The organism is Ruegeria atlantica, from assembly GCF_013032005.1.
Taxonomy (GTDB): Bacteria; Pseudomonadota; Alphaproteobacteria; order Rhodobacterales; family Rhodobacteraceae; genus Ruegeria; species Ruegeria atlantica_A.
The window spans coordinates 103,053-127,864 of the sequence record NZ_WQBE01000001.1 but is presented as its reverse complement, the minus strand read 5'-3'; the positions used below and the strand labels follow the sequence as shown (position 1 = coordinate 127,864).

22 protein-coding genes and 1 riboswitch are annotated in these 24,812 nt (G+C 57.0%); of the genes, 11 read left to right on the top strand and 11 right to left on the bottom strand.

Annotated features, from left to right (window positions below; translation table 11 throughout):
- Positions 1 to 35 precede the first annotated feature (35 nt).
- Positions 36 to 1,775 carry a serine protease gene (locus GOX21_RS00660; protein WP_170374807.1) on the top strand — a complete coding sequence of 580 codons (1,740 nt, stop codon included), beginning with the start codon at positions 36 to 38 and terminating at the stop codon, positions 1,773 to 1,775.
- A gap of 50 nt (positions 1,776 to 1,825) precedes the next feature.
- Here GOX21_RS00660 and GOX21_RS00655 read toward each other — a convergent pair whose 3' ends face one another.
- From GOX21_RS00655 to metZ, 5 genes are all read right to left on the bottom strand, one after another.
- Complete coding sequence (locus GOX21_RS00655) at positions 1,826 to 3,400, bottom strand: thiamine pyrophosphate-binding protein (RefSeq protein WP_170374805.1); 1,575 nt, start codon at positions 3,398 to 3,400, stop codon at positions 1,826 to 1,828.
- Positions 3,400 to 4,848 (bottom strand): TrkH family potassium uptake protein, encoded by a 1,449-nt coding sequence (locus GOX21_RS00650; protein ID WP_170348324.1) that lies wholly within the window; start codon positions 4,846 to 4,848, stop codon positions 3,400 to 3,402. The genes GOX21_RS00655 and GOX21_RS00650 overlap by 1 nt, the downstream gene beginning before the upstream one ends.
- A gap of 50 nt (positions 4,849 to 4,898) precedes the next feature.
- Positions 4,899 to 5,576, bottom strand: coding sequence for a hypothetical protein (locus tag GOX21_RS00645; protein ID WP_170374803.1), 678 nt, complete (start codon positions 5,574 to 5,576; stop codon positions 4,899 to 4,901).
- A gap of 277 nt (positions 5,577 to 5,853) precedes the next feature.
- Positions 5,854 to 6,957 carry a GTP cyclohydrolase FolE2 gene (folE2, locus tag GOX21_RS00640; RefSeq protein WP_170374801.1) on the bottom strand — a complete coding sequence of 368 codons (1,104 nt, stop codon included), beginning with the start codon at positions 6,955 to 6,957 and terminating at the stop codon, positions 5,854 to 5,856.
- Positions 6,958 to 7,125: 168 nt separating this feature from the next.
- Positions 7,126 to 8,316: an O-succinylhomoserine sulfhydrylase gene (gene metZ / locus GOX21_RS00635; RefSeq protein ID WP_170374799.1), complete on the bottom strand. Its 1,191-nt coding sequence runs from the start codon at positions 8,314 to 8,316 to the stop codon at positions 7,126 to 7,128.
- 65 nt (positions 8,317 to 8,381) lie between these two features.
- A riboswitch (SAM riboswitch) is annotated at positions 8,382 to 8,459 on the bottom strand.
- Between the two features lie 122 nt (positions 8,460 to 8,581).
- On the opposite strand from metZ, the gene GOX21_RS00630 reads away from it, so the two are divergent.
- Positions 8,582 to 9,280, top strand: a complete 699-nt coding sequence (locus tag GOX21_RS00630) for a glutathione S-transferase N-terminal domain-containing protein (RefSeq protein ID WP_170374797.1) — start codon at positions 8,582 to 8,584, stop codon at positions 9,278 to 9,280.
- A 322-nt stretch (positions 9,281 to 9,602) separates the two neighbouring features.
- On the opposite strand, the gene GOX21_RS00625 is transcribed toward GOX21_RS00630, so the two are convergent.
- From GOX21_RS00625 to GOX21_RS00610, 4 genes are all read right to left on the bottom strand, one after another.
- Positions 9,603 to 10,556, bottom strand: coding sequence for a BMP family protein (locus GOX21_RS00625; RefSeq protein WP_170374795.1), 954 nt, complete (start codon positions 10,554 to 10,556; stop codon positions 9,603 to 9,605).
- Positions 10,557 to 10,645: 89 nt separating this feature from the next.
- Positions 10,646 to 11,578, bottom strand: a complete 933-nt coding sequence (locus tag GOX21_RS00620) for an ABC transporter permease (RefSeq protein ID WP_170374793.1) — start codon at positions 11,576 to 11,578, stop codon at positions 10,646 to 10,648.
- A gap of 3 nt (positions 11,579 to 11,581) precedes the next feature.
- The gene (locus GOX21_RS00615) at positions 11,582 to 12,667 is read right to left on the bottom strand and encodes an ABC transporter permease (protein WP_170374791.1); all 1,086 of its coding nucleotides are present in this window, start codon (positions 12,665 to 12,667) and stop codon (positions 11,582 to 11,584) included.
- Entirely contained in the window at positions 12,664 to 14,193 is a 1,530-nt protein-coding gene (locus GOX21_RS00610; protein ID WP_170374789.1) for an ABC transporter ATP-binding protein, read from the bottom strand. Before GOX21_RS00610 ends, GOX21_RS00615 begins: the two co-directional genes overlap by 4 nt.
- Before the next feature lie 163 nt (positions 14,194 to 14,356).
- Between GOX21_RS00610 and gcvA the strand changes: the two genes are divergently transcribed.
- The 7 genes from gcvA (at position 14,357) to GOX21_RS00575 (ending at position 21,836) form a co-directional block, all read left to right on the top strand.
- A complete protein-coding gene (gene gcvA, locus GOX21_RS00605) occupies positions 14,357 to 15,283 on the top strand; it encodes a transcriptional regulator GcvA (RefSeq protein WP_170374786.1) in 927 nt (308 codons plus the stop codon).
- Between the two features lie 97 nt (positions 15,284 to 15,380).
- Positions 15,381 to 16,064 (top strand): DUF1989 domain-containing protein, encoded by a 684-nt coding sequence (locus tag GOX21_RS00600; RefSeq protein ID WP_170374784.1) that lies wholly within the window; start codon positions 15,381 to 15,383, stop codon positions 16,062 to 16,064.
- Complete coding sequence (locus tag GOX21_RS00595) at positions 16,054 to 17,565, top strand: amidohydrolase family protein (protein ID WP_170374782.1); 1,512 nt, start codon at positions 16,054 to 16,056, stop codon at positions 17,563 to 17,565. Before GOX21_RS00600 ends, GOX21_RS00595 begins: the two co-directional genes overlap by 11 nt.
- A gap of 15 nt (positions 17,566 to 17,580) precedes the next feature.
- Positions 17,581 to 18,468 (top strand): polysaccharide deacetylase family protein, encoded by an 888-nt coding sequence (locus tag GOX21_RS00590; RefSeq protein ID WP_170348312.1) that lies wholly within the window; start codon positions 17,581 to 17,583, stop codon positions 18,466 to 18,468.
- Positions 18,465 to 19,736, top strand: a complete 1,272-nt coding sequence (locus GOX21_RS00585; protein WP_170348311.1) for an amidase family protein — start codon at positions 18,465 to 18,467, stop codon at positions 19,734 to 19,736. Before GOX21_RS00590 ends, GOX21_RS00585 begins: the two co-directional genes overlap by 4 nt.
- A gap of 95 nt (positions 19,737 to 19,831) precedes the next feature.
- Positions 19,832 to 20,491, top strand: a complete 660-nt coding sequence (locus tag GOX21_RS00580; protein ID WP_170374780.1) for an FMN-dependent NADH-azoreductase — start codon at positions 19,832 to 19,834, stop codon at positions 20,489 to 20,491.
- Positions 20,492 to 21,101: 610 nt separating this feature from the next.
- Positions 21,102 to 21,836 carry an extensin-like domain-containing protein gene (locus tag GOX21_RS00575; RefSeq protein WP_254428434.1) on the top strand — a complete coding sequence of 245 codons (735 nt, stop codon included), beginning with the start codon at positions 21,102 to 21,104 and terminating at the stop codon, positions 21,834 to 21,836.
- Between the two features lie 4 nt (positions 21,837 to 21,840).
- On the opposite strand, the gene GOX21_RS00570 is transcribed toward GOX21_RS00575, so the two are convergent.
- Entirely contained in the window at positions 21,841 to 22,212 is a 372-nt protein-coding gene (locus GOX21_RS00570; RefSeq protein WP_170348308.1) for an OB-fold nucleic acid binding domain-containing protein, read from the bottom strand.
- A gap of 127 nt (positions 22,213 to 22,339) precedes the next feature.
- Here GOX21_RS00570 and GOX21_RS00565 point away from each other — a divergent pair, with 127 nt between their 5' ends.
- The gene (locus GOX21_RS00565) at positions 22,340 to 22,663 is read left to right on the top strand and encodes a 2Fe-2S iron-sulfur cluster-binding protein (RefSeq protein WP_170348307.1); all 324 of its coding nucleotides are present in this window, start codon (positions 22,340 to 22,342) and stop codon (positions 22,661 to 22,663) included.
- Positions 22,663 to 23,451, top strand: a complete 789-nt coding sequence (locus GOX21_RS00560) for an FG-GAP repeat domain-containing protein (protein ID WP_170374776.1) — start codon at positions 22,663 to 22,665, stop codon at positions 23,449 to 23,451. The genes GOX21_RS00565 and GOX21_RS00560 overlap by 1 nt, the downstream gene beginning before the upstream one ends.
- Positions 23,452 to 23,543: 92 nt before the next feature.
- On the opposite strand, the gene purD is transcribed toward GOX21_RS00560, so the two are convergent.
- Positions 23,544 to 24,806 carry a phosphoribosylamine--glycine ligase gene (gene purD, locus GOX21_RS00555; protein ID WP_170374774.1) on the bottom strand — a complete coding sequence of 421 codons (1,263 nt, stop codon included), beginning with the start codon at positions 24,804 to 24,806 and terminating at the stop codon, positions 23,544 to 23,546.
- Positions 24,807 to 24,812: the final 6 nt, after the last annotated feature.

Below are 24,812 nucleotides of genomic sequence, written 5' to 3'. Positions count from 1 at the left end.
CCGCAAAGCTAAAACACTGCGAACACGGGCAGACAATGACACGCATATTCACTGCAATTCTGTTTCTATTTTCAATGGGCGCAAGTGCCGTATCAGCGCAACAAGACGCCGGCGTTTGGGTCCAGGTCGAGGCGCGCCCTTCGCTGCGCGAGGCACAAGAGCGCGCGCAGGCTTATTCAAGCCTCTTGCCAGACGTAAACGGGTTTCGCCTGAACTCTGGCTGGTATGCCATTGTTATCGGGCCTTATTTGCGCAGTGACGCTGAACAGGTTCTGGACGTTTACCGGGCCGAAAGGCAGATACCAGCTGACAGTTACATAGCCTTCACCAGCTCTCTGGGTCAGCAGTTCTGGCCAGTCGGTGCGAATATCCTGAACCGGGGCGTGGTGACACCGCCCGTCGAAAACACTCCACAACCGGAAGCGACCGTTTCGGGGTTGTCGGCTGAGCCCGCAGATGAAACCCGCTCGCAAGCCCTACAGTCCGAACGCCTGCTCACTGCGCAAGAGCGTCGGGATCTGCAGACAGCCTTGCAGGCCGCAGGGTTTTACAACGCCACTATCGACGGCGCGTTTGGTCAAGGCACGCGCCGATCGATGGGTGACTGGCAACGATTCAACGGTTTTGAAGCCACCGGCGTTCTGACCACAGCGCAGCGCAAGTCGCTGATGGATGACTATAACGCGCCGCTGATCAGCGTCGGCATGGCGCGTTATTCAGACCCGCAGGCCGGGATTGATCTGGATCTGCCATTGGATGCTATTGCCTTTGATCGCTATGAGGCCCCATTTGCGCATTTCAAAGGCACCACTGACTTGGATGCTAAGGCGCTGCTGATCAGTCAGAAAGGCGACAAGGCCACCCTGCGCGCGCTCTACGAGGTGATGCAGTCGCTAGAGATCGTCCCACTGGACGGCCCCCGACAATTGCGCGGTGATCGCTTTACACTGGAAGGTCGCGGGAACGGGGTTGTCTCGTACACCCAGGCCGCGCTGAAGGACGGCCAGATCAAAGGCTTCACGCTGGTCTGGCCCGAAGGGGATGAAGCCCGCCGGGCACGGGTTCTGGCCGCGCTCAAGGCCAGCTTCACCACAAACAGCGCCGTTCTAGACGCAGGGGCCGGTGCAAATGCCGAGCAACGGATCGATCTTGTTTCCGGCCTGCAAATCCGCAAGCCGCGCCTGTCCCGGTCCGGCTTTTTCACCGATGCTAGCGGTACAATCCTGACGGTATCCGAGGCCACCGACAGCTGCACCCGGATCACCCTGAACGACGATCAGGAAGTTCAGGTCGCCTGGGCCGATGCTGATCTGGGTGTGGCCGTTCTGCGGCCCCGGAACAACCTTGCGCCGATCAGCGTCGCGGAATTCGGCACCGATCAACCGCGCATCCAATCCGAGGTCGCAGTGTCGGGCTTTTCGTATCAGGGCGCATTGGGGGCGCCGACGCTGACCTATGGCCAGATTACTGACGTGCGCGGCCTGAACGGAGAAGACGGAGTGAAACGTCTGGCGATGGCCGCCCAGCCGGGCGATGCTGGCGGACCTGTTTTCGATGACGCCGGTCAGGTTGTCGGCATGTTGCTACCCACTCCGTCCGATGGGCGCACCCTACCCGCCTCGGTCAGTCTGGCAGCCACGGCTGAGCGGTTGAACGCGGCGCTTGAACAGGCAGGCGTCTCGGGCCAACCGGGTCAATCGACTGCCGAGATCTCACCCAACGAACTTAGCCGCAGAGCCAATGGAATGACTGTTCTGGTGCATTGTTGGGATTAATTTGATCCCCAAATGTGGAACGCCGCCCCTTTGGGCGGCGTTTTTTTTGTTTACACGATATCAGGCGTTACGCGGATCAAGGTTGGAACCGGCGCGTCAAAGGCCGCGCGCACTGCAGTCTGCATCTCCGCCAAGCTAGTGGGCGCGGCAGACAGGGCCCCAAAAGCCTCAGCCAGTTTGCAGAAATCCGGGTTGTGGGCGATCACCGCGTTCGGCGCGATCTGACCTCGGACCATACTGTCCTCGATCTCTTTCAGCTTGCCGTTGTCCCATAGGATAATGGGCAGTGAAAGGCCCAGCTCGACCGCTACCCCAAGTTCCATCATCGTATAGTGAAACCCGTAATCCCCGGCGATCACGGCTGTTGGTTTGCCCCGACGCGCAACCGCACCGCCAATACCAGCCGGCAAGCCATATCCCAGCGTGCCAAAGCCGGTCGGGTGATGCCAGTGATAGGGATAGGCCATATCCCAGACCTCTTTCCCGGCATAGGCGATTTGGGTCATGTCGGAATAGATCATCGTATCCGCTGGCATGGCATCGCGCAGAGCATCAAGCACCGGAACGATCCCCGGCCGCTCGGCATCGACCTCGGCGCGCCAGCGCCTGCGCGCCTCTGTGATTTCTTCCGGCGTCCAACCCGTTGCAGGTTTCACCTTGTCAATCGCACCCCATAAGGCATGCGCAAAGCTTTCCCCATCAGCCTGCAGCTTGACGCCCGCACGATGCTGATCGGACAGAACCCTGGGATCAAGATCGACCCGCACCAGATGAGCGCTGTGCCCCAGGTTGTCGCGCCACAGATCGACCTCGCCCAGTTCGGTACCTACGGCGACAACAAGGTCAGCGGACCCAATCACCTCGGCGCTGCCAGGGCGTGTCAGCATGGCACCAAAGTCCAACGCATAGCCCTGCCCGGCCATCCCACGCCCAGCAAAAGTTGTGAAGCAGGCCGCTCCCAGTTCCGTCAATATCTGCCGCCACAGATTAGACCGCGCGCCACCGCCCAAAATGAACAACGGCCTGCGCGCGATATTCAACAAAGACATGACCGGAGCAATATCGGGCGGCAAAACCTTGGTGCGCAGCCCCGGCTGATTGGGAAACGGCGCGGGGTCGGCATCGGCCTCAAGCTGGGCAATCGGCACCTGAATATGTTTGGGGCGCGGTCGGGACAGTTCGAACTCTTCAAAAGCACGCTCGACCAGACCATAGGCGGCCTGTGCGGAATTGGCCTGCCGCGACCAGTCAGTCACGGTTTCAGCCGCCCCAAGCTGATCCTTCATCTGATGCAATTGCCCATGCACCGCTTGCGTTTCATCCAGACAAGAAGACATCACCAGCAGTGGCACCGAATCCGTATAGGCCTGCCCCATCGGTGTCATGATATTGCACAGCCCCGGCCCGGTGATCACATAGGCCACGCCCGGCCTGCCGGTCGCGCGGGCATAGCCATCGGCCATGAACCCGGCCCCCTGTTCATGCCGGGCTAACACATGTGTGATGCCAGCTTCTTCGATGCCGCGATACATTTCCTGATTGTGAACACCCGGAATGCCAAAAATCACGTCAACGCCCCGATCTTTCAACATATGCGAAATCTGGGCCCCCAAGGGTCTTTTCATCAGTTTCTCCAGAATTGGACGGTGAACAACGCGTAGACGGCCAGCAGTTCCAGCCGCCCGACCAACATGCCGATGGACAACAACCATTTGGCGGTGTCATTCAGCCCGGCGAAATTTCCTGCCGGACCGATCTGGCTGCCCAGTCCCGGCCCCACATTGGCCAGTGCGGTCGCAGCCCCCGAGACCGAAGTGATGAAGTCCAACCCCGTCAGCGCCAACGCCCAGGCCAGCACACCCAGCGACAGCACGAAGAACATGAAAAAACTCATCACCGAAGTCAGGACATCCGTCCCGATCGTGCGCCCGCCATATCGCGGGGCAAAAACGCCATGCGGTGAGCGGATACGGCGAATTTGCGTTTTGATCGACGCAAACAGCAGCTGATACCGGAAAATCTTGATCGAACAGGCGGTCGAGCCCGCGCATCCGCCGATCAGACCGATCAGAAAGAACAGCATGACCGGGAAACTGCCCCACGTCATGTAATCAACGCTGGCATAACCCGTACCCGAAATGATCGAGGTGATGTTGAACAGCGATTCCCGGAACGCTTGTTCCCAATGATGTGGAAAGACTACGGTTAGGAACACCGCCATGACCACGACCAGCACCAGGATTGTCGCCAGGAATGTCTGTATCTGGCTGTCCTGCCACAGTGAGTTCGTGTTACCATTGGCGAATTGAACATAGCGCACGAAGGGCAGCGCCGCGAGGATCATAAAGACCGCAGCCGCATACTCGGTCGGCCCCGAGAAACTGCCGAAGGACGTGTCGTAGTTCGAGAACCCTCCGGTCGCGATGGTTGTCATCGCATGCACGACGGCATCGAAAAAACCCATCCCCAAACCGGCGTAGACAAGCGCGCAGACAAAGGTCAAAAAGACATAGATCAGGGAAATCTGCCCTGCGATCTCTTGCGCGCGCGGTAGGATTTTCCCCATGGTTTCAAACCCTTCCGAGCGGAAGATCTGCATCCCCCCCACGCGAAGTTCGGGCAGGAACACCATGGCGACTACAATAATCCCAATGCCGCCCAACCATTGCAGCAATCCGCGCCACAACAGCAAACCCTGTGGCAGATTATCAAGCCCGGAAATGACAGTCGAACCAGTAGTGGTCAGCCCCGACATTGCCTCAAAATAAGCATCGACAAAGCGCAGCTCGGTCTCGCCGAATAAAAACGGGATTGCGCCGAAAAAGGGCAGCGCCACCCAAACGCCGGTGGTCAGCAAAAAGGTCTGACGGATCGTCAGACCTTCGCCCACTCCGTTCGAACAACTGATGGACAGGATAACGCCCGTCAGCATGGTGATGACGCCGCTTCCCAGAAAAACAGGCCATTCGCCCCGGCCTTCGATGAAATCCGCAAGCATGGGAAGCATCATGGTCGCCCCAAGAATGGCGACCAACAGGCCAATCACATATCCAACCGGGCGCATATCCGTCATGAGGCGCAGCGTTGGCGCGCCTGCACGACTGTGTCAAGCGGATGTCCCGTTTACTCGTCGGTTTTGCTGACGGGTGTGGGCATTGCGGGCGGTTTTGAAGGCGCGCGCGTCCGGTTCTGAGGTGCCGCAGACTTGGCTGTATTCGCCAGGGGCGCCACAGGCTTCGCTTCGGCTTTGGGGGCCACAGGCTTGGCAGCAGGTGCAGCCGTTGGTTTTGCCGTGACCGATTTCGCCGCCTGCACTTTGGGCGCGGCTGGCTTGGCTGTGGCCTTGGGTGCCGCAGGTTTCGCTACTGCCTTTGGAGCCACGCGTTTTGCGGCAGGTTTGGGTGCGGCGGGCTTTGCCTCGGGCTTGACGGCCGCAGGTTTAGGCGCTGCAACCTTGGCCACTGCTGGCTGGGAGGCCGCATTTGCCACAACCGGTTTAGGTGATTCGGCTTTTGGGGTCGCTGCCATCTTGGCCCGAACGCGCGGCTTGGACTTTGGTGCGGCGGTCGTTTTGACCTTGGCTACAGGCTTGGCAGCTGCCGCCTTGGATTTGAATTCCGGTTTCTTTTTGGCAGGTGCAGGAACCGACGAAGACGCGTGCAGAGCGTGAACAGGAACGAAAGGCAGCTCCATGGCCGAATTCGCCAAAATCTGCATGATCTTCAGTTGGTTGCTGACTGCATAACCGGCCAGTCGAATGGCCGCCGCCTGAAACTCAAGCGGTTGGGTAATCGGATTCATTAGTCATTTCTCCTGTAAAAACGAAGCAACCTTCCAAGAAAAGAACCGCTCTGCCCCACCCCGGTATTAGGGGCGAGTGACCAAGGCCTGAAATCCCCGGACATCGCACGTCGCGGCTTCCTTTTCAGAGTGGCCCGAGGGCTGACACGCCCTCACACCATGGCTGCGTTCACGGATAGTTTAACGCGAAACACACTGCTCGTGCAGAAATATTGCTGCAATGCGGCAATTTTTCGCCAATTGGATCAAAATGAGACAACAGGAGGCTCTTTTCGAGCTACCCGATGTGAAACAGGGTCGAGAACAAGCGTGGATCCAAGCTGGCGGAAACAAAGGTTGGCCCTTCGGTCAGCACCGACACTGCGTCGTGGCTGTGCAGGCTTTCCTGATGGCTGGCCACAACACGGAAATCACCGACATGATGATCGGCCAGAAGCTCGGCACAAAACAAGCGCGCGGCGTCTTCGACAAAGATTGGGTTCGCGGCATTCAACTCGGCAAAGGCCTGTTCGTCCTCGCGCTTGACCATCACTTGCGTTTCGGTCGGTACGGCGCGGCGGCACAGGGCAATCAGATCTTCGAACCACAGGCAATCTGCTTTGCAATCAACAACAACGGAAATCCGCGCAACAGAACGTTGGGAATGCGGTGTCGCCAGTTGCCCCCGTGTGGACCGCGCATGTTCGCTCAGCTCAAGCGAACATGGACAGGTGGACGAATAGACATAGTCCAGATGGATGATCTTCTGACGTACGCCGTTTTGTTCGACCAGTTCCAACGCGATGTCATAATACTGATACCCTTGCAAACCCGATCGCAGGCTTTCCACCCGGTCCGGGTAGGAAAACCGCATCTGGATACGCGCATCGAAACTGTCCAGATCGGTCATATAATCGTCCAGCGCAGCCTCCATGACCTCAAAACTGAACGTACGCTCGGCATGTTTGTAGAACGAGCGCATGATGCGGGACATGTTGATGCCCTTCTTTTCGGCATCAAGGCTGACCGTTCCGGTGACCGAGGTTTCAAGCGTGAGATCCTCACCATGTTTACGGTGGAACCGAATCGGCAAACGGAAATTAGAAATGCCCACATGCTGAATTTGTTGCATGGCCCCGCGGATCAGACTGGACGGTCCGTTTTGAAGGTCCGGCAACGATGCCCGATAGGCCGCGTCAACTGTGAAGTCTTCGGCATATTCTCGCGACAGCGAAGGATAATTCACCGGAACCAGTCCAGGCACGAGGCGCGCAATTGCAGGATCAAGCTGGCTGATCTCAGCTTCACTCGCGGACTCGGCCCATTTGCGCAGCGTTCTAAGCGCGGCGGCGGCGTCTTCATTGTCAGGTGCGTCTTCAATGGTGCGGGGGTACACATTCATCGAACGGGGTTCCTCGGTTGGTCGCCGGACTATATACAGGTTCGACGCTTTTTCCAGTTTAACCGTATACGCATTAAAGTACGGCCCGGATGAAAATCCGCAAACATCGCGGGAGTTACGCCGCGTTTACGCAGTTTCACCCAAGGCATAACAGGATATAGAGCGTAGTTAGCGCTGAGAAACGTCCAAAGCGCGCTTAATATCGGCAAGCAGGTCGCCCGCATCCTCCAGACCGATGGACAGGCGGATCAGGCCGGGAGTAATGCCCAACTCGTCTTTCTGCTCATCGCTCAGCCGTTGGTGGGTCGTGGTCGCCGGATGGGTCGCAATCGACTTGGCGTCGCCCAGGTTGTTCGAAATCACCGGAATCGTCATCGCGTTGAGGAACGCAAACGCAGCCTCCTTTCCGCCCTTGATATCCAGCGACAGAACGGTGCCGCCCTTACCGCCCAACTGTGATTGAACCAGCGCATTCTGCGGATGCGTCTTTAGCCCCGGATACAATGTGCGTTCCAACGCGGCGTGACCCTCCAGTGCCTCAGCCACGATCTGGGCCGTCTCAGCCTGAGCATTGACACGCAGGGTCATCGTTTCCAGACCTTTCAACATGATCCAGGCGTTAAACGGGCTCAGCGCCCCACCGGTGTGCTTCAGATAAGGCTCAACGGTGCCGCGGATGAAGTCCTTGGTGCCGATGATTACGCCGCCCAGCGCACGCCCCTGCCCGTCGATATGTTTGGTCGCCGAATAGATCACAACATCCGCACCCTGCTCGATCGCACGCGAAAACACTGGGGTCGAGAACACATTGTCCACGACCACCATCGCACCAACTGCGTGGGCCAGTTCGGCTACGGCCGAGATGTCGATCACCTCAAGCGTCGGGTTCGACATGGATTCAAAGAACACAGCCTTTGTGTCGGGCCGGATCGCCGCTTTCCATTCGTCCAGATTGGTGCCGTCTACGAAAGTTACATCTACACCAAACCGGGTCAGGATATTCTCGACAATATACAAGCATGAGCCGAACAGCGCCTTAGCCGAAACGATGTGGTCGCCTGCCTTCAGCATCGAGGTCAGCGCGCCGTTGACAGCCGCCATGCCCGAAGCTGTGGCGAAAGCATCCTCGCCCCCCTCAAGCGCCGCGATACGCTGCTCGAACATCGACACGGTGGGGTTGCCATAGCGGGCATAGATGAACTCATCCGGGCCACATTCCAGAAAACGGGCCTCGGCCTGTTCGGCATTCTCATAGACGAACCCCTGGGTTAGAAAGATCGCCTCGCTAACCTCATTGTATTGGCTGCGGCGGATGCCGCCATGGACGGCTTGAGTGCGTTTGTTCCAGCTTTCGCTCATGTCATTCCTCTCGACCTTTGCCCGGCAAAGGCATCAAAAAAACCCCAGACGCGGTCAAGCGAAAGGGGCCTTTCATCCTGACCTTTTAGCGGTGTTGTTTAGCGTGGCCCGCAATCCGGTAACAAATCGCCACGTAGCTCTGCGAGAGGCAATACGCTTCGGGCGGTTTGCCGTCAAGCCCGGCGTTCCCCCGGTCACGGTTGCGTAATCGGCCCTTGCCGCCCCGTCAGAAACCCGCATGATCCATTCAACAAAAGGAGGGCATATGGCGGACCCGATTGATCTGTATTTTTGGCCTACCCCCAACGGGTGGAAGGTATCCATCGCGTTAGAAGAGATGGAGTTGCCCTATTCCACGCATCTGATCAACATCGGCAAGGGCGATCAGTTCGACCCCGAGTTCCTGAAGATTTCGCCCAACAACCGTATGCCTGCAATCTTTGACCCTGACGGGCCCGACGGCGCGCCGGTTTCCGTGTTCGAAAGCGGGGCAATCCTGATGTATCTGGCTCGCAAAACCGGGCGGTTTTATGGCAATACCGAGCGTGACCGGATCGCGGTCGAAGAATGGCTGATGTGGCAGATGGGCGGCGTTGGCCCGATGGCCGGTCAGGCGCATCACTTCCTGAAATACGCACCCTACATGGACCCACCGCAGGACCTGCCCTATGCAAAAGACCGCTACCGCACCGAGGTCGGGCGTTTGTACGGCGTGCTGGATCGACGGCTGGCCGACAACGAATATGTCGCGGGCGACTTCTATTCCATTGCCGACATGTCAATCTGGGGCTGGGCCAGCCTATGGGAAGGCCAGCAGCAGGTGTTAGAGGACAAGCCGCACTTTACCCGCTGGCTGGAGACGGTCAGTGCCCGTCCCGGCGTCCAAGCCGGTCGCGCACTGCATGCCGAATTGCGTGGAGATAATCGTGACAAGCAGTCGCAAGAGACCTTGTTTAAGCGATAAATCAAATCGATCCAGTGTCTGCCGTGAGCCCAGTTCGACCGATGCTGCAATGCGCATAGATGTCTGGTCATAGATTTTGCAAGGATGATGTTGATTGAGCGTTTTGCATGGTTGGATCTTAGGCAGTCCTGGATTTGTTCATTTTCGGGTGTTGTCGACCTAATAAACAGGAATAGAAAGCATAGCGAATCCGGCGAAATTGGGGGTAACGCAATCCCACGCGGTACAAGCGAAAGGCTTCAATCATTGATTTCTCTAACAATAAAAAATGCCCCCAGACTTGGGGGCGAGAGTTATAAGAGGAGCGATTACAAGAGATGCCTTATTGTGGATTCACAACCAAAGTACCGGAATTCATGGCGTCGATCAGTTTGTTAACTTCATCGACAACGTCCACTGGGATGTCTGGGTGGAACGACCCGATCCGCATGGCCAGTTCATTGCCCATATCCGCCCGGTAGAGCGCACCTTCCAGTTTGCCAGCAGCTGCCAGTTCCAGGTAGGACCGCATGTTGCCTCGGACATCCAGAATAGCGGACTGTAGGATTTCCGGCCATTCGTTGATCGCATCACGATAGATGCCGATGCCATAGACGCCTTTTTCCTGAACGGCCTGCATGGAGCCCAGCGTCGCGCTGTCCATTGTCGGCCAGACGACATCGGCGCCTTGGGAAATTTGGTTCAAAGCAGCTTCTTTGCCCTTGGCGATGTCATCCCAGTCGCCGGTCCAGGTAACCAAAACTCTGATGTCCGGATTGGCCGCTTTGGCCCCCGCTTCATATCCAGCAACCGTGTCGGTCGTGAATTTGAACTGTTGCGCCGCGATGATGCCGATGGTGCCTGTGTCTGACATGGCGCCCGCGACGTAGCCCATTAGATAAGCGATTTGGCTGAAGTAGAAATCCGCGTTGGCAATGTTGTCTTTTGTGCCCAATCCGTTGTTCACCATGAACATGGTTTCCGGGAAGCGTGCTGCGACGCGTTCCACTGCGTCCTGGAATTCTCCGCCGTGACCGATCACAAGGTCATACCCCCTGCGTGCGTAGTCGCTCAGGACTTCGATTTGTTCCGGCTGATGCACGCTTTCGGAAAAAGCGGCTTCAAAGCCAAGCACTTCACCTGCCTTGGTGAGACCTTCGAATCCGGCTTGGTTCCAGCCATTATCAGAAATCGATCCGGGCATAACGATCGCGGCGCGTTCGATCCCGTCAGCGACCGCAGGCCCGGCCAACATCAGTGCCGCAAGCCCCGCCAATAGTTTGGACTTCAATTGCATTGTTGTTCTCCCATATTGGATATGTGTTGTCAGGGTGACGGGAGGATCGCGACGTGAAAAACGATGGTTTCTCACGTCACGGCTGAGATTTATCGATGCTCCCGGTCGTAGGGGAGTCCAACGCTTGCAGGTGCGCTGGCCTTGGCGCCGAGGACCACAAGTGCGATGAGCGATGCGAGGTAAGGCAAGATCAGGAAGAGCTGATAGGGAACCTCTGGCGAGGTGAATTGCAGTTTGAATTGCACCGCATCACAGAAGCCGAAGAAAAGCGCCGCGCAGATCGCGCCGATGGGCGACCAACGTCCTAAGATGATTGCCGCAAGCGCAATGAAGCCTTTGCCCGCACTCATGCCTTCCGCAAACACATAGACTTGCGATAAGACCAGATGCACCCCAGCAAGTGCCGCGAGGGCACCGCTGACTGCAATTGAGAGATATTGCATGCGAAAGACAGGAACCCCAGCCAAGTCCGCGGCCTTCGGGTTTTCGCCAACGGCGCGAAGGTCCAGACCCTTGTGGGATTTCATCAGCCAGAACCAGGCGGCTATTGCCAATCCGATCAAAAGGTAGAACAGCGGATCCTGGGCAAACAGGGACGGGCCAACTACGGGAAGATCTGACAAGTAGGGAATATCGATCTGCGAGAACCCGTTTACCCGCGCCCCTCCGGCCTGAGCTCCAAATATCTGACGGGACAGAAAAGCTGTGAGTCCAGCCAGCAGCAGGTTGAGCGCGATACCGCCAACCAGCTGGTTGATGCGCAGCCGGATCGACATATACCCAAGCAGCAGGCCTGAGATCAGGCCGCAAATGATCCCGCATCCGAGCCCGATCATGGCGGAGCCCGTTGCGAAAGAACCAGCAGCGGCGCCAAGCGCACCGGCGAGGATCTGACCTTCGAGGCCGATGTTGTACAGCCCGCCACGTTCTGCAATCACCCCGCCAAGGGCAGCAAAGGCAATTGGCGTACCCAATCGGGCGGTTCCGGCAAGGACGTCGCCCAGCAAAACAAGATCAATCATAGCCTATGCCTCTTTCTTTTGGCGTTGTGTTTGGCGGCGCAGCCGCAGGTTTTTTGCCAGGGGTTTCAGAACGGATGTTGACCTGATTCGCGGTGTCACGAGGGCGGCGGCGACCAGAACCACAACAAGCCCCTCGACCACTTCGATGACGGAACTGTCGACCCCGACGGCACGTTGCATCGTTCCCGCGCCGGCAGAAAGCCCGGCAAGGAACAGCGCGGTCAAAGGCGCGACAATTGGGTTAAGAGCCGCAAGGAAGGCGACGACAATTCCGTCATAGCCGTAGCCATCGCTAAACAAGTGGAACAGGCGGTACTTCAACCCGATCACCTCGATTGCGCCGGCCATGCCTGCAAGGCTGCCGCCAATCAACATGGCGCGGATGACGGTCTTTTTCTGGTCCACACCGGCATAGGCCGCAGCGCGGGCATTGCGCCCCACAAGGTCCAGTTGGAAGCCCGATGGCGTGAAGCGCAGCCAGAAATACAAGATGACCGTCATGGCCAGCCCGAATACAAAGCCCACATGGGTATCAGATCGCGACATCAGAATAGGCAGGCGATAGGCTTCTGAGACTTCCTCCGAATAAGGATATGGCGCGCCTTCGGCCAATAGCGGCCCTGCCACGGCGTAGCTGACTATGTGGATTGCAATGAAGTTCATCAGCAGCGTGACAATGACCTCATTCGTGCCCCGATAGGCTTTGAGATACGCAGGAATTGCCGCCCAGAACGCCCCGCCGGCGGCGGCGGCGACAAATATCAGCGGCACGCCAAATAGACCGGGCAGATCGGGGATCGCCAAAGCGAAGACGGCGCCGAACAACCCACCAATATAGATCTGCCCCTCGCCACCGATGTTGAACACACCGGCGCGCATCGGAATGATTACGGCCAGCCCCGCCAGAAGCATCGGTGAGGCTTTGACCAGCGTATTGGAGAAACCCCAGTAATTCAGGAAGGATTCCAGAAACAGAACCTTATAGGCCTCAAACGGGTTGTGCCCGTCGAGCAGGATCAGCACGCCGCCAACGCTCAGCGCTAAAAGTAAAGCAATCGCAATCCGGCGTTGCATGGTAAATCTGTTCATTTTACCTCCTCCGGCGCTGCGGTCATCAAGAGCCCAATGTCTTGAAGAGTTGTGTTTTCTGGATCGACAACACCCGTGATCCGCCCAAAGGCCATCACGGCGACGCGGTCAGAGATGTCGAGCACATGTTCAAGTTCAGTGGAGATATAGAGAACCCCCACGCCGCTTTGGGCGACGGCGCGGATCTGGTTCTGAACAAATTCCGTTGCGCCGACATCAAGCCCTTTAGTCGGCTGTACGACGACCAAAAGATTGCGCGCCCGGGCCACTTCACGGGCCAAAACGATTTTTTGTTGATTGCCACCGGATAGAGCCGAAGCGTTCAATTTTGGGTCAGGGGGCCTAATGTCAAAGGCCGCGACCACGTTGCTTGCGATCTCGTGCATCGCGCGCCGGGAAATCAGACCGCCAGACATGAACCTGTCTTCGCCAATCGATCGAAAGGCCATATTTTCTTCGACACTGAGTGACAGGACCAAGCCTTCGGCATGGCGGTCCTCGGGCACGAAGCCTATGCCATCTGCTATGCGCGAAGCGATGGAGGCGCTTGATATCTCCGTGCCATTAAGGTGGATGGCGCCGCTGGTTTGCCTTTTGAGGCCGGTGATCACCTCGCTCAACTCCGTCTGGCCATTGCCGTCGATCCCAGCGATTCCAAGAATTTCGCCAGCCTTCACGGAGAGGGTCAGATCCTGCAGGATTTCCGCCCCGCCTGGATCGATCAGGCAGACATCAGAGACAACCAGAGCGTCCGGTGCTGAGCTGGTGTCATTGCGCGCCTTTTTGGCCTTGAGCGTCTCGACCGTTTCGCCGGTCGGCTTGTCTCCCATCATAAGCGCTGACATCTGCGCCATGGGCGTGGTCGCAACCGGAAGAACTCCCTCGACACGCCCATGGCGCATTATCATGACGCGATCGGCAATTTCGCGGATTTCATCGAGCTTGTGGCTGATGAAAAAGACAAGGCAGCCGTTGGCCACCAACTTGCGCACTCCTTTGAGAAATGGCGCGACTTCGGTCGGGGCAAGAACGCTGGTGGGTTCATCCAATATCAGGATCGATACATCGCGAAACAGCGCCTTAAGGATTTCCACCCTTTGCTTCATGCCCACAGGCATTTCCGTGACACGGATGTCGAAATCGACGTTAAAGTCAAAGTCGTTGCAAAGCTGCCGAATGCGCGCCCGCGCTTCGGCACCCCGCTTTGTGCTGGGCAAGCCGATCAGAATGTTCTCTTCGGCGTTCATCGCGCCGACCAGGCTGAAATGCTGGTGGATCATGCCGATCCCATGCTCAATAGCTTTTGCTGGGCTGGTCACCGAAACAGGTGTTCCGCCCAGTTTGATTTCGCCGTTATCGGGCTGATACAGGCCGATCAAAACGCTTGCGAACGTGGTTTTACCTGCTCCGTTCTCGCCCAAAATCGCAATGCACTCGCCCTTCGAGGCCAGCAGATTGACATTGTGCAATGCACGAACGGCGCCAAACGACTTGCCGATGCCGGTGACTTTCAAAAATGGATCCAAGACAACCTCCCAACTTTCACGCAAATTCAAGAGAGAATGCCCTATCTTCTCAAATTAGATGTTTTCACCTCACAGCTGAGAATTTCGCCCACATGTGAGCTGGCAATCGGGTTAGAGTGGAGCGACGAATTAGCATCGCATCAGGAGAGCAAAGCCGCGCGTCATGGCGAAGATACCGTCGTTGAAAAGTATTCAGGCCTTCGAAGCGGCCTGCCGGCATCTGAGTTTCAAGGATGCCGCCGATGAACTATGCGTCACTCCGACTGCCATTTCCCATCAGATCAAATCGCTGGAGGATCAACTTGGGGTGCCCCTGTTTCACCGGCTGACCCGCGCCTTGAAACTGACGGAGGATGGGGCCAACTACGCGCCCCACATCATTGAAGCCTTCAAGAACATTGAAGCCGCCTCTCTCGCGCTGGAGGAAGACGACCTTGCGGGCACATTGACAATCTCAACAACCGGGTCTTTTGCCGCCAATTGGCTTAGCCCGCGGCTGCGAGGCTTTTACGAGAAATACCCGGAGATCTCGGTAAGGGTTCTGTCTAGCGATCAACTGGTGGATTTCAAATCCAGCGATGTGGATGTGGCCATTCGGTATGGCTTTGGCGATTATCCTGACAGCAATGTGGCATGGGTCTTGAATGACTGGGTAGCCCCTGTCTGTAGCGTGGAAAAGGCGAAGTCACTGGGTTCCCCCGAAGATCTTCTGAAGTCTCGTCTGATCGAATACCAATGGAGCGGGTTTTCTGATGCGGATCCGAGTTGGGAGCGATGGATGGACGCGGCTGGCTTGCAAACTAGTGACGTCGAGCCCTATGTCACCTATTCCGAGGAACACATCTGCTTGCTGACGGCAAGCGATGGTCATGGTGTGGCCCTGGTCAGCCTTTTGGCCGCCGCGCGTTTTCTGGAACGCAATATGCTGGTCGCCCCCTTTGACGCGGCATTGAAGAACAAGAGCTATTTTCTCGTCTGCCCGGAAACTTACGCCAATCGTGCACGCGTTCGTGTGTTCCGGGAATGGCTATTGGACCAAGCAGATGAGTTTCGCGACAGCGTCGTCGGTCAAAGGTTTTTTGAAGAATAGCGCGTCTGCAACGATCTAATCCGTCGCTTGAATTTTTGTCATTTCTAAATTGCCGAGAAGCATGCGTTTCTGAACCCCTAACCAGGAGTTCTTGCGCATGCATAGTTTTGACCCTTCCCAACCCGATGGTTTCAATCAAACTCTCGACAGCACGGTCTCTAGCGACGGCGTCCCGGTCATTGCAGAACGGTATACAGTGCCAGCACGTTGTGGTGTCGCGGTGCGTTTGACAGCCGGACAAACTTTGACCATCACCAATCCGACCGGCTGGCAAGTCTGCGATTTCTGGGCGTTCAATGCGGCAGAGCTGAATGAATATTTGTCCATGCCGCATGTGCATACGGATCTTCTGTCTGTTTTCCCAAAGATCGGTGACAGGTTGGTCAGCAATCTGCGCAATCCTCTTCTGACGCTGACCCAAGACACATCGCCGGGTGTTCATGACACAACGATCGCCGCTTGCGATGCCAACCGGTACAAGCAATTGGGCGTCACTGATTACCACGACAATTGCGCCGACAACTTGAGGCAGGCCTTGCTTGCTATCGGGAAAAAAGCACCGCATGTGCCAGCGCCCTTCAATCTGTGGATGAACGTACCAGTTCACCCTGATGGCAGCCTTTCCTGGGCTACCCCAGTGTCAAAACCGGGGGATAGCATGACCTTCAAAGCTGAGATGCCAGTCTACACCGTGATGTCGGCCTGCCCGCAAGATATCACTCCAGTCAACGGGGACGAAGGCAAGCCGAGCGCGCTGGAATTTGTTGTTCATGACGGATGATGGCGGCGACATATTTTCTGCCCGCTGGATCATCGAAGATGCCTTTCACAGTCACAACGACTTCGCGCTTTATGTTCTAGACGGCAGAATAGGTGGCTTGGCGCCTCTCGCAGTATTAAAGTCACGTTATCCAAGCGCAAGGGTGCACTCGGACACAAACACGGCGATCCTGCCCGGGTTTGTGAATGCGCATCACCATTGCTATGGGGTGAACCTTATCAACCAAGGGATACGGGATGACCTGTTAGAGCCTTGGATTTTCGCCTCCGCTGGCGCAGCCGACGTTGCGCCGCGCCTCGCCACCGAATACGCGGCAATGCGCTTGCTGAAGAATGGGGTAACGGCTGTTGTGGATGCCTGCACCGCGGGTCAGACAGCGGCCATTGCCGAAGCGAAGATAAGGGACAAAATCGCCGTATATAATGGGCTTGGCCTGTCTTGTGCCATCGCGCCGGGCGAGAGATGGCACAACCAGCTTGTACATCCATATGGGCAAAGCCAGTCGTTTCTGACTACCTTGCCCGAGGTTCTGCGATGCAAACTGCAGCGCCAGCACGTTGCGCGCGCACGTATTGAACCGCAAAGCTTTGTGCGGCTTCTGTCCCGGATGCATGGCGAATACGCGGCTTCTGAATGCGCTGATGTGTGGTTTGGCCCCACGGCACCGCATTGGTCGGGCCGAGAGACCCTGCGCAACATCGCCAGGGAGGTTCGCGAAAGCGGCCAGCGCATTCACACCCATGCCGAGGAGTCTCGACTGCAACACCTGTCGGCTACAGCCTGGAGTTTTCAGGGTGCCATTGCAGAATTGGGCAAAGTTGGCCTGCTCACTGACGGCTTGTCTTTGGTGCATATGGTCTGGGCGGACGAAAAAGATCTGGCGCGAGTGGCCGAGGTGCGGGCGCATATCGTGTGTAATCCCAGCTCCAATTTGCGGCTGCGTTCCGGCATTGCACCCGCGCCATTGATGAAGCGGATGGGCATCAACCTTGCACTGGGGATGGATGGGACCAGCCTGGCAGGTGATGACGACATGTTCGCCGAAATGCGTCTGGCGCAAAGCCTTTATTGGTCAAGTGATCGGGCGAACCCTAGCCTGACCGCGAAGGATGTTTTCGACATGGCCACTATGGGTGGCGCGCGTTTGATGGGAATGGATCACAGCATCGGAAGCCTGTCCGTCGGCAAGCGCGCCGACTTTGTGATCCTGCGCCTGGACCGTCTTGAAGGTCCCTGGTTGGACCCCGGCATTGATCCGGTTGAGCTGTTGGTCAGCTCGGCAAAATCTACGGATATCCAGAGCGTCTTCACCGGCGGACAACTGGCCGTTTCGCACGGCGAGACCAAAAAGTGCGACGAAAAGATAATTCTTCAAAACATCACCGACGGCATGCAGCGCGCCGCGGATCAAAGGCTGAGCGCTAGTGAATATGCCGCCGTCAAATCCGCATTGCAGCGCTGGTATGACGATTGGCTGACGAACAACGCCCAGCAATTGTGACAGAGGAGCAAGACCATGCAGAAGAAAATAATCTGGCCAAACGGCGCGCGATGCGCCTGTGCGATCACCTTTGATATCGATGCGGACAGCCTGATCCATATCGCAAGGCCGGTCGATGGGCATGATCGCCTCTATCCGATCTCCATGGGGCGCTACGGGCCGACGGTTGCCATCCCTCGGATTCTAGAAACTTACAAACGTCTCGGGCTGAAACAGTCCTTCTTCGCCCCCGGATGGGTCGTGGAGCAATATCCAGATGCAATGCAAGCCATCCTGAAAGATGGTCATGAAATCGGCCATCATGGCTATTTGCACGAAGACCCGACAAACCACAGCGCGTCTGAACAAGCCTATTGGTTCGAACGCGCGCTGGAGTCGCATAAGCGGGTTCTGGGCAATGTTCCAAAAGGCTATCGCGCACCGGTTTACAATGTGACGCAAGCCGTCATCGACCTGCTGAACAAGCATGAATTCGACTATGACAGTTCGCTGATGGCGGATGATGTGCCATACCTCATGCGATCAGGCGGCCGGACTTTGGTCGAACTTCCATCGCATTGGGGGACCGACGACTGGCCGCAATTCGCCCACTATGAGGAAATTGGTTACATGATGCCCGTCGCCGGGCCACGCGCCGGGCTGACCCCATTTTGGGAGGAATTCGAAGCCCAATACGAAGAAGGTGGCTTCTGGATTGGCATCTGGCATCCCTTCCTGACCGGGCGTTTGGCGCGGTGGCGGCAGGTGGAAGACTGGATGGATTCTGTCTTGAACAGGGGTGACGTCTGGTTCGCTACTCTCGGAGAGATCGCACAGCACGTGCGCATGCAATATGAGGCAGACCGGCAAAGCGTACGGGTTGAAGAACTGCCTTATTATCAGACTCCGGTTCTGACGGCATGAATATCCTTCAACGGACGCGCGACTTTCTGGATTCGCTCGACGCGCATCGCGAGATATTCCTTAGCGTTGCGCCAGATAGACTGTTGCAGGATGCCCGATCCGCCGCCGCGCGGCAGGCCGAAGGAAGGCTGCTTGGCCCGTTGGACGGCCAGTTTCTTGCGGTCAAGGCCAATATCGACGTGCAAACGTTCCGAAGCCATGCGGGATCCTTGGCCATCGATCCTCAACCAGCAGACAATGACGCCCCGATCGTCGCCAGGCTCCGTTCTGCGGGCGCGATCGTCTTAGGCCATGTGAACATGTCAGAGTTCGCCTTCTCGGGGCTCGGAGTTAATCCGCATTTCGGCACCCCTCTGAATGTGTTGGACAGCACAATGGTGCCTGGAGGGTCCTCGAGCGGATCGGCGTCAGCCGTTGCCATGGGCTTGGCCGACATCGCATTGGGCACAGATACCTCCGGCTCCGTGCGCATTCCGGCCGCCTGTCAGGGCCTGGTGGGGTTTCGCCCAACTATGGACCGCTATGAAAGCGCCGGGATTTTACCTCTGGCGCCTTCTATGGATACGCCAGGCTCACTCGCTTTAAACGTCAGTCAGATTTGCGCTGTGGATCGCGCTTTGTCGGATTGCAAAGAAACCGGGCACGCCCGCCGTCAAATTCTGTGCCTGAGGGAAGATGCCCTGGTGGGATTCACCCCGGAAATCAAGGCTATGTACGAACAGGCTCAGCAGCATTTGTCCGAGCATGGCATCGAATTGGAAAGAGTTGATATCCGAAGTTTCACTCGTGTCACGGAGGTCTTCCAAACCTGCGGAACGCTGGTGAGTGCCGAAGCCTTTCGTCTTCTGCCAAGTTTGGTCGGAGACCAGCAGGCCAGACTGGACCCAAATGTGCAGGATCGGCTTGCTCAGGCGGCTTCAATCCTTGGCAAAGATCTGCAGGCATTGCTCGAAATCCGGCGGGCCCTCATCCCGGACTTTGGCAGGGAACTGGCAGGGAAGATGCTGCTTTACCCGACATTGCCGTCGTACCCGCCGTCTGTTCAGGCCGTGACCCTCGATAAAGGGGTCTTTGCACGGGAAAACGCCCTTATCCTGTCGGTATCGATGAAAGCTGCTTTCCTCAATGCGCCAACAATTTCCATTCCATTTGGAGAACGGAGACCGGGGGTCAGCCTATCCTTGAGCGGCGGCGCAAACAGGGACGCGGATGTACTTGCGACGGCGTCTTATCTGGAGAAGATTTTTTCAGCGATTAGAGATGGCTGAGGTCATTTCACTCCATTCAGAATTCTCTTCATTTGTACCTGCGCGTCACTGGCTTCACCTTTGAATGGTCCATTGCAAACTGACTAGGTGACAAGATGACCACAATCCTGAGAATTGACGCCAGCGTGCGCCACACCGACAACCCTGTTGCGGCCTATAACTCCATTTCCCGCGCTTTGGCGGACAGTTTCGTGGAAGAGTGGAAAACGGTTGATCCCGACGTTGAAATTATTGTGCGTGACGTCGGAATGACCCCGCCAGATTTCATTTCCAACGATTGGATCGCGTCCGTCTTTACAGCAGAAGAGGAACGTACTCCTGAACAGAGCGCTTTGGTCAGGTTGTCTGACACGCTGATTGACGAGCTCGACCGCTCCGACATCCTGCTGATTTCGACGCCCATGTACAACTACGGCATGCCCGCAGCGCTGAAGGCTTGGTTTGATCAGATCATCCGGATCAACAAGACGTTTACGTTTGATTTGGCGCGCGGCGACTTCCCTCTGGAACCGATCATGTCCGGCAAAACCCTGGTGCTGCTGACATCGGCTGGCGAATTCGGCTTTGAGGACGGTGGGATTCGCAATGACTCGGGTCACCTTTCTGCGCATATCAGCACATTGCGCAAGTACCTGGGCGCAGAACGCATGTTCGAAGCTGCGGCCGAGTACCAGGAATTCGCTGACGAGCGTCACAAAGCTTCGGTCGCCTCAGCTCAGGCCCAAGCACGCCACATTGCGCGTGAGCTTGCCTGACCGTTAGCCAATTTATGGAAAGTAGAACCTGATGAAATGAACAGGTTCTACATTTCCAACTTGTCACAGCTCAAGGTGTGTTAGACAGGTGGTTGTGTCCTGCGCTTACTTGAGTGGCTCAAGTCGCTAAAGATACGAAACGACAGCGAATGTAGTAGTAAACCTTCTTTTTGGATTGGTAGACAGTTTTAGCCAATTTCTTGAATCGACATCCCCGTATTCGAACTCTTGGCTCTAAAGGGGACTTTGCTACGCTGCGCTTGAACGGCAGATTTGTCCGCATTGCAGACCTATCCCCCCGCCCGCACCATCACATCCAGCTCCGCGAGATATCCTCAACATCTCTGCGTTCAAATTAGGCACCAAATGCGCACAGCATTTCGACATGCGCTGAGGCAACAAGGGAAAGCCAGCACAGAGCAATTTGTTCAAGCGATGAGAAATCCCTGCTATACTCTGGCTTTGAATAGGAAAAGGATTTTGCAAAGCCCAGACTGGTCCACGCCGCGACACCTGCTTTGAGGCTGGTCAGGCGACCATTGGTCGGGCCGGAAAATGAACGAGTTGTTTTATGCGAGTTTTAACCCCTCTGTTTTTTTTATGCGTAGGTATGGCGAGTGCCGCGCCAGATTGCGAGGAGCCTGCGCAGGCTCAACCGCATGAACTGGTGGCCTATGACCCGTCCGCTGAATTGGACGTCCTGTTGGAGGAAGACGCCGTCGCAGCCCCCGCCAAGCGCGAACTGACTGTATCCCCCAGACCGCGACTGCGACCCTGCAAATTCCGTCAGATCGAGGTTGGCCGCGAACGGATGCGCGATCGCGGTGCGGTGTGTGGTGACTGGACCATTCTCGGCGAGAGCCGAAAACCCTTTAGAGGAAAGTACAGGGGATGCGGCATTGCCGATCCCGTGCGTATCCGCGTGGTGTCTGATGTCTTTCTCAGCCAATTGGCGCTGATGGATTGCGAAACCGCCATCACGCTCAAGACTTGGCTGGAGAACACGGCTAAACCGACCTTTGCGGATCAGGGTGGCGGTTTGAAAGGAATTCGTCTGGCCGGCCATTATGCGTGCAAGACACAGAACAATCAGCCGCGCGCGCGAATGTCGGAACACGCCCGCGGTCGCGCGATTGATATCTCATCTTTCGTACTCATGGATGGCACTGTGATCACGGTACGCGACGGGTGGACAGCTGAAGATACAAGCGACGCCATGCGTGAGCTTCATGCAGGTGCTTGCGGTCTGTTCGGCACAGTTCTGGGTCCGGACGCCGACCGCTATCACAAAGGGCATTTCCATTTTGACACAGCGCGCCGCCGCAGCGGATCTGTTTGTCGCTAGAGGCCTAACCCTCCCCCCGTACCAATACATCCAGCATGGATGAGATATCCTCGATCTCTTCCGCGATCACATGGGTCACCGAATGCGCCCGCTGCATCCGGCCCGTGACCCGCAACAGGCGCCCGGAAATCACCGCGCGGCGGAATTGTTCGTAGATTTTCCGCCAGACGACCACGTTCACGATACCGGTCTCATCCTCAAGCGTGACAAAGATCACCCCCTTGGCTGTCCCCGGTCTCTGCCGCAGAATCACCAGCCCGGCGACAGCCACGCGCGCGCCTTCGGGCGGGTCGTCCAGCCGGTTGGCTGGCAAACAGGTCGGCGGGCGCGGCCAGTTCCGGTTTGAAACCGCAGGATGAACAGGGGCAACAAGCATGAGAACAAAAATAGAACAAACTGCAGGAAAGTCCAGACACGGCGTGTTGAGTCGCAAATGGTACTGGAAAGACCTAAACGCCTTCACTAAGGAAGAATTCGACAACCGAAAAAGGAAGACGCACGCAATGGCAAAGATCACCTATGTCGAGCATGGCGGTACCGAACACACAGTCGAGGTCGCCAACGGGCTGACAGTCATGGAAGGAGCCCGCGACAACAACATCCCCGGCATCGAGGCCGACTGCGGCGGCGCGTGCGCCTGCTCGACCTGCCACGTCTACATCCACCCCGACTGGGTCGAGAAAGTCCCAGGCAAGGATGACATGGAAGAAGACATGCTGGATTTTGCCTATGAGCCCGACCCGACCCGTTCGCGCCTGACCTGCCAGATCAAGGTCACGGATGAGTTGGACGGTCTGGTGGTACAGATGCCCGAAAAGCAGATCTGATGCTTTTCAAAGCGCCGCGTCTGCCCGCCCGTCTGTGGCAACATCGGGCACGCGGCGCGGTGCTGGCGTTGAGTGTGTGGCTGACGGGGATGGGACCAGCAGCTGCAGACACCATCACAAGCGCCCGCTTCACTGAGCCAACGACACGCTATGCCCACGGCGTACTGGGCGACGACATCGAATATGGCGCGCTTGAACTCAAAGTTTCGAATACGTCAACTAAAACGCTCTTCATCCAGCCGGTATACAAACGCTCGGTTCTGACCATCAAGTTGCCGCTTGATCGCGTCTTTGAAGACCTCAGTCCCCGTCTAGTCGATATCAATCTAGATGGATCAAACGAAGTGATCGTCGTGGAGTCCAACGTCCATGCCGGTGCACAACTCGCAATCTATGATGCACGCGGAGAAAAGATCGCAGCCACGCCCCACATTGGGACCCGCTTTCGCTGGCTCGCTCCAATTGGCGCAGCAGATCTGGATGATGACGGGCTAGTCGAGATTGCTTACATCGACCGCCCGCATCTAGCCAAAACCCTGCGCATTTGGCGATTCCAGAACAGCGAACTGACCGAGATCGCAACCCTACCCGGTTTGACCAATCACCAGATTGGAGAGGACTTCATCACCGGTGGCATTCGCAAATGCGGAGGAAACCGTGAAATTATTGTGGTCAACGCTGACTGGAGCAGCATTGTCAGCATCAACTACGATGATGGCTGGAAAAAACGGGAACTGCTGCCCTTTACCCCATCCGCAATGAAAGGGGCACTGGCCTGTCCAAAATAGAACCGACCGCAGCCCGCGCCAGCGGGCTGCCCGGCCCAAGGCCTTTGGCGGTGCATCTTTGATGCAGCGTCAGGACGCGGGAGCGTTTTGGATCAGAGCGCCCGCCAGCCGATGTCGCGACGGTAGAACCCATCAGGCCAGTCAATCCCGTCGACCGCCGCATAGGCCCGGTCCCGTGCCTCTTGCAATGTGCCTCCACGGGCAGTGACATTCAGTACGCGACCGCCAGAGGCCACGATCTGACCCTCCGAAGCCTTGGTTCCGGCGTGGAACACCATATTCCCGCTATCCTCGGGAAGGCCCTCCAGACCATTGATCACACTGCCCTTTTCGTACGCACCCGGATATCCATTCGCCGCCATCACCACGGTCAGGGCATGATCATCCGCCCAGTTCACCCGCGCCTCGCCCAACCGGCCCTCGGCAGCGGCATGCATCAGGTCCATCGCCTGCGCACCGAGGCGCATCATAAGAACCTGACACTCGGGATCACCAAAGCGCACATTGTATTCTACCAACCGAGACTGACCGTCCTTGATCATCAGACCAGCATAAAGGACGCCCTGAAACGGCATACCACGACGCTTCATTTCAGCCACGGTGGGCTTGATAATCTCTTCCATCGCGCGTTCTTCGATCTCAGCACTCAGAACCGGTGCCGGTGAATAGGCGCCCATACCGCCAGTATTCAGTCCGGTATCACCCTCGCCCACGCGCTTGTGGTCTTGTGCGGTGCCGACGGACAGGATGTTCTCGCCATCGCACAGCACGAACAGTGACGCCTCTTCTCCATCCATGAACTCTTCGATGACAACCTCGGCCCCTGCCCCGCCAAAAGCACCGCCGAACATGTCGTCGATGGCGTCCAGAGCGGTTTGGTCATCCATCGCCACGATCACGCCCTTGCCTGCGGCCAATCCATCGGCCTTGACGACAATCGGAGCCCCTTGTTCGCGAATATAGGCTTTGGCTGGTTCAGCCTCGGTAAACCGCGCATAGGCTGCGGTCGGTGCGCCCGACGCATCGCAGATTTCCTTGGTAAAACTTTTCGACGCCTCCAACTGGGCTGCCGCCGCAGAAGGCCCAAAAACCAGCACGCCTGCTTCGCGCAGGCGATCCGCCACGCCGGCAGCCAAGGGTGCCTCGGGGCCTACAATCACGAAGTCAATCGCGTTTTCCTCAGCAAAACTAACGACGTCCCCACCGTTCTCAATATTCAGCGCGGCACAATCCGCGATCTGCGCGATCCCGGCATTTCCCGGCGCCACGATCAGACGGTCACATTTAGGGTTCTGCATCACCGCCCAAGCCAGGCTGTGTTCCCGCCCACCACTGCCGAGAATGAGGATATTCATGAATGC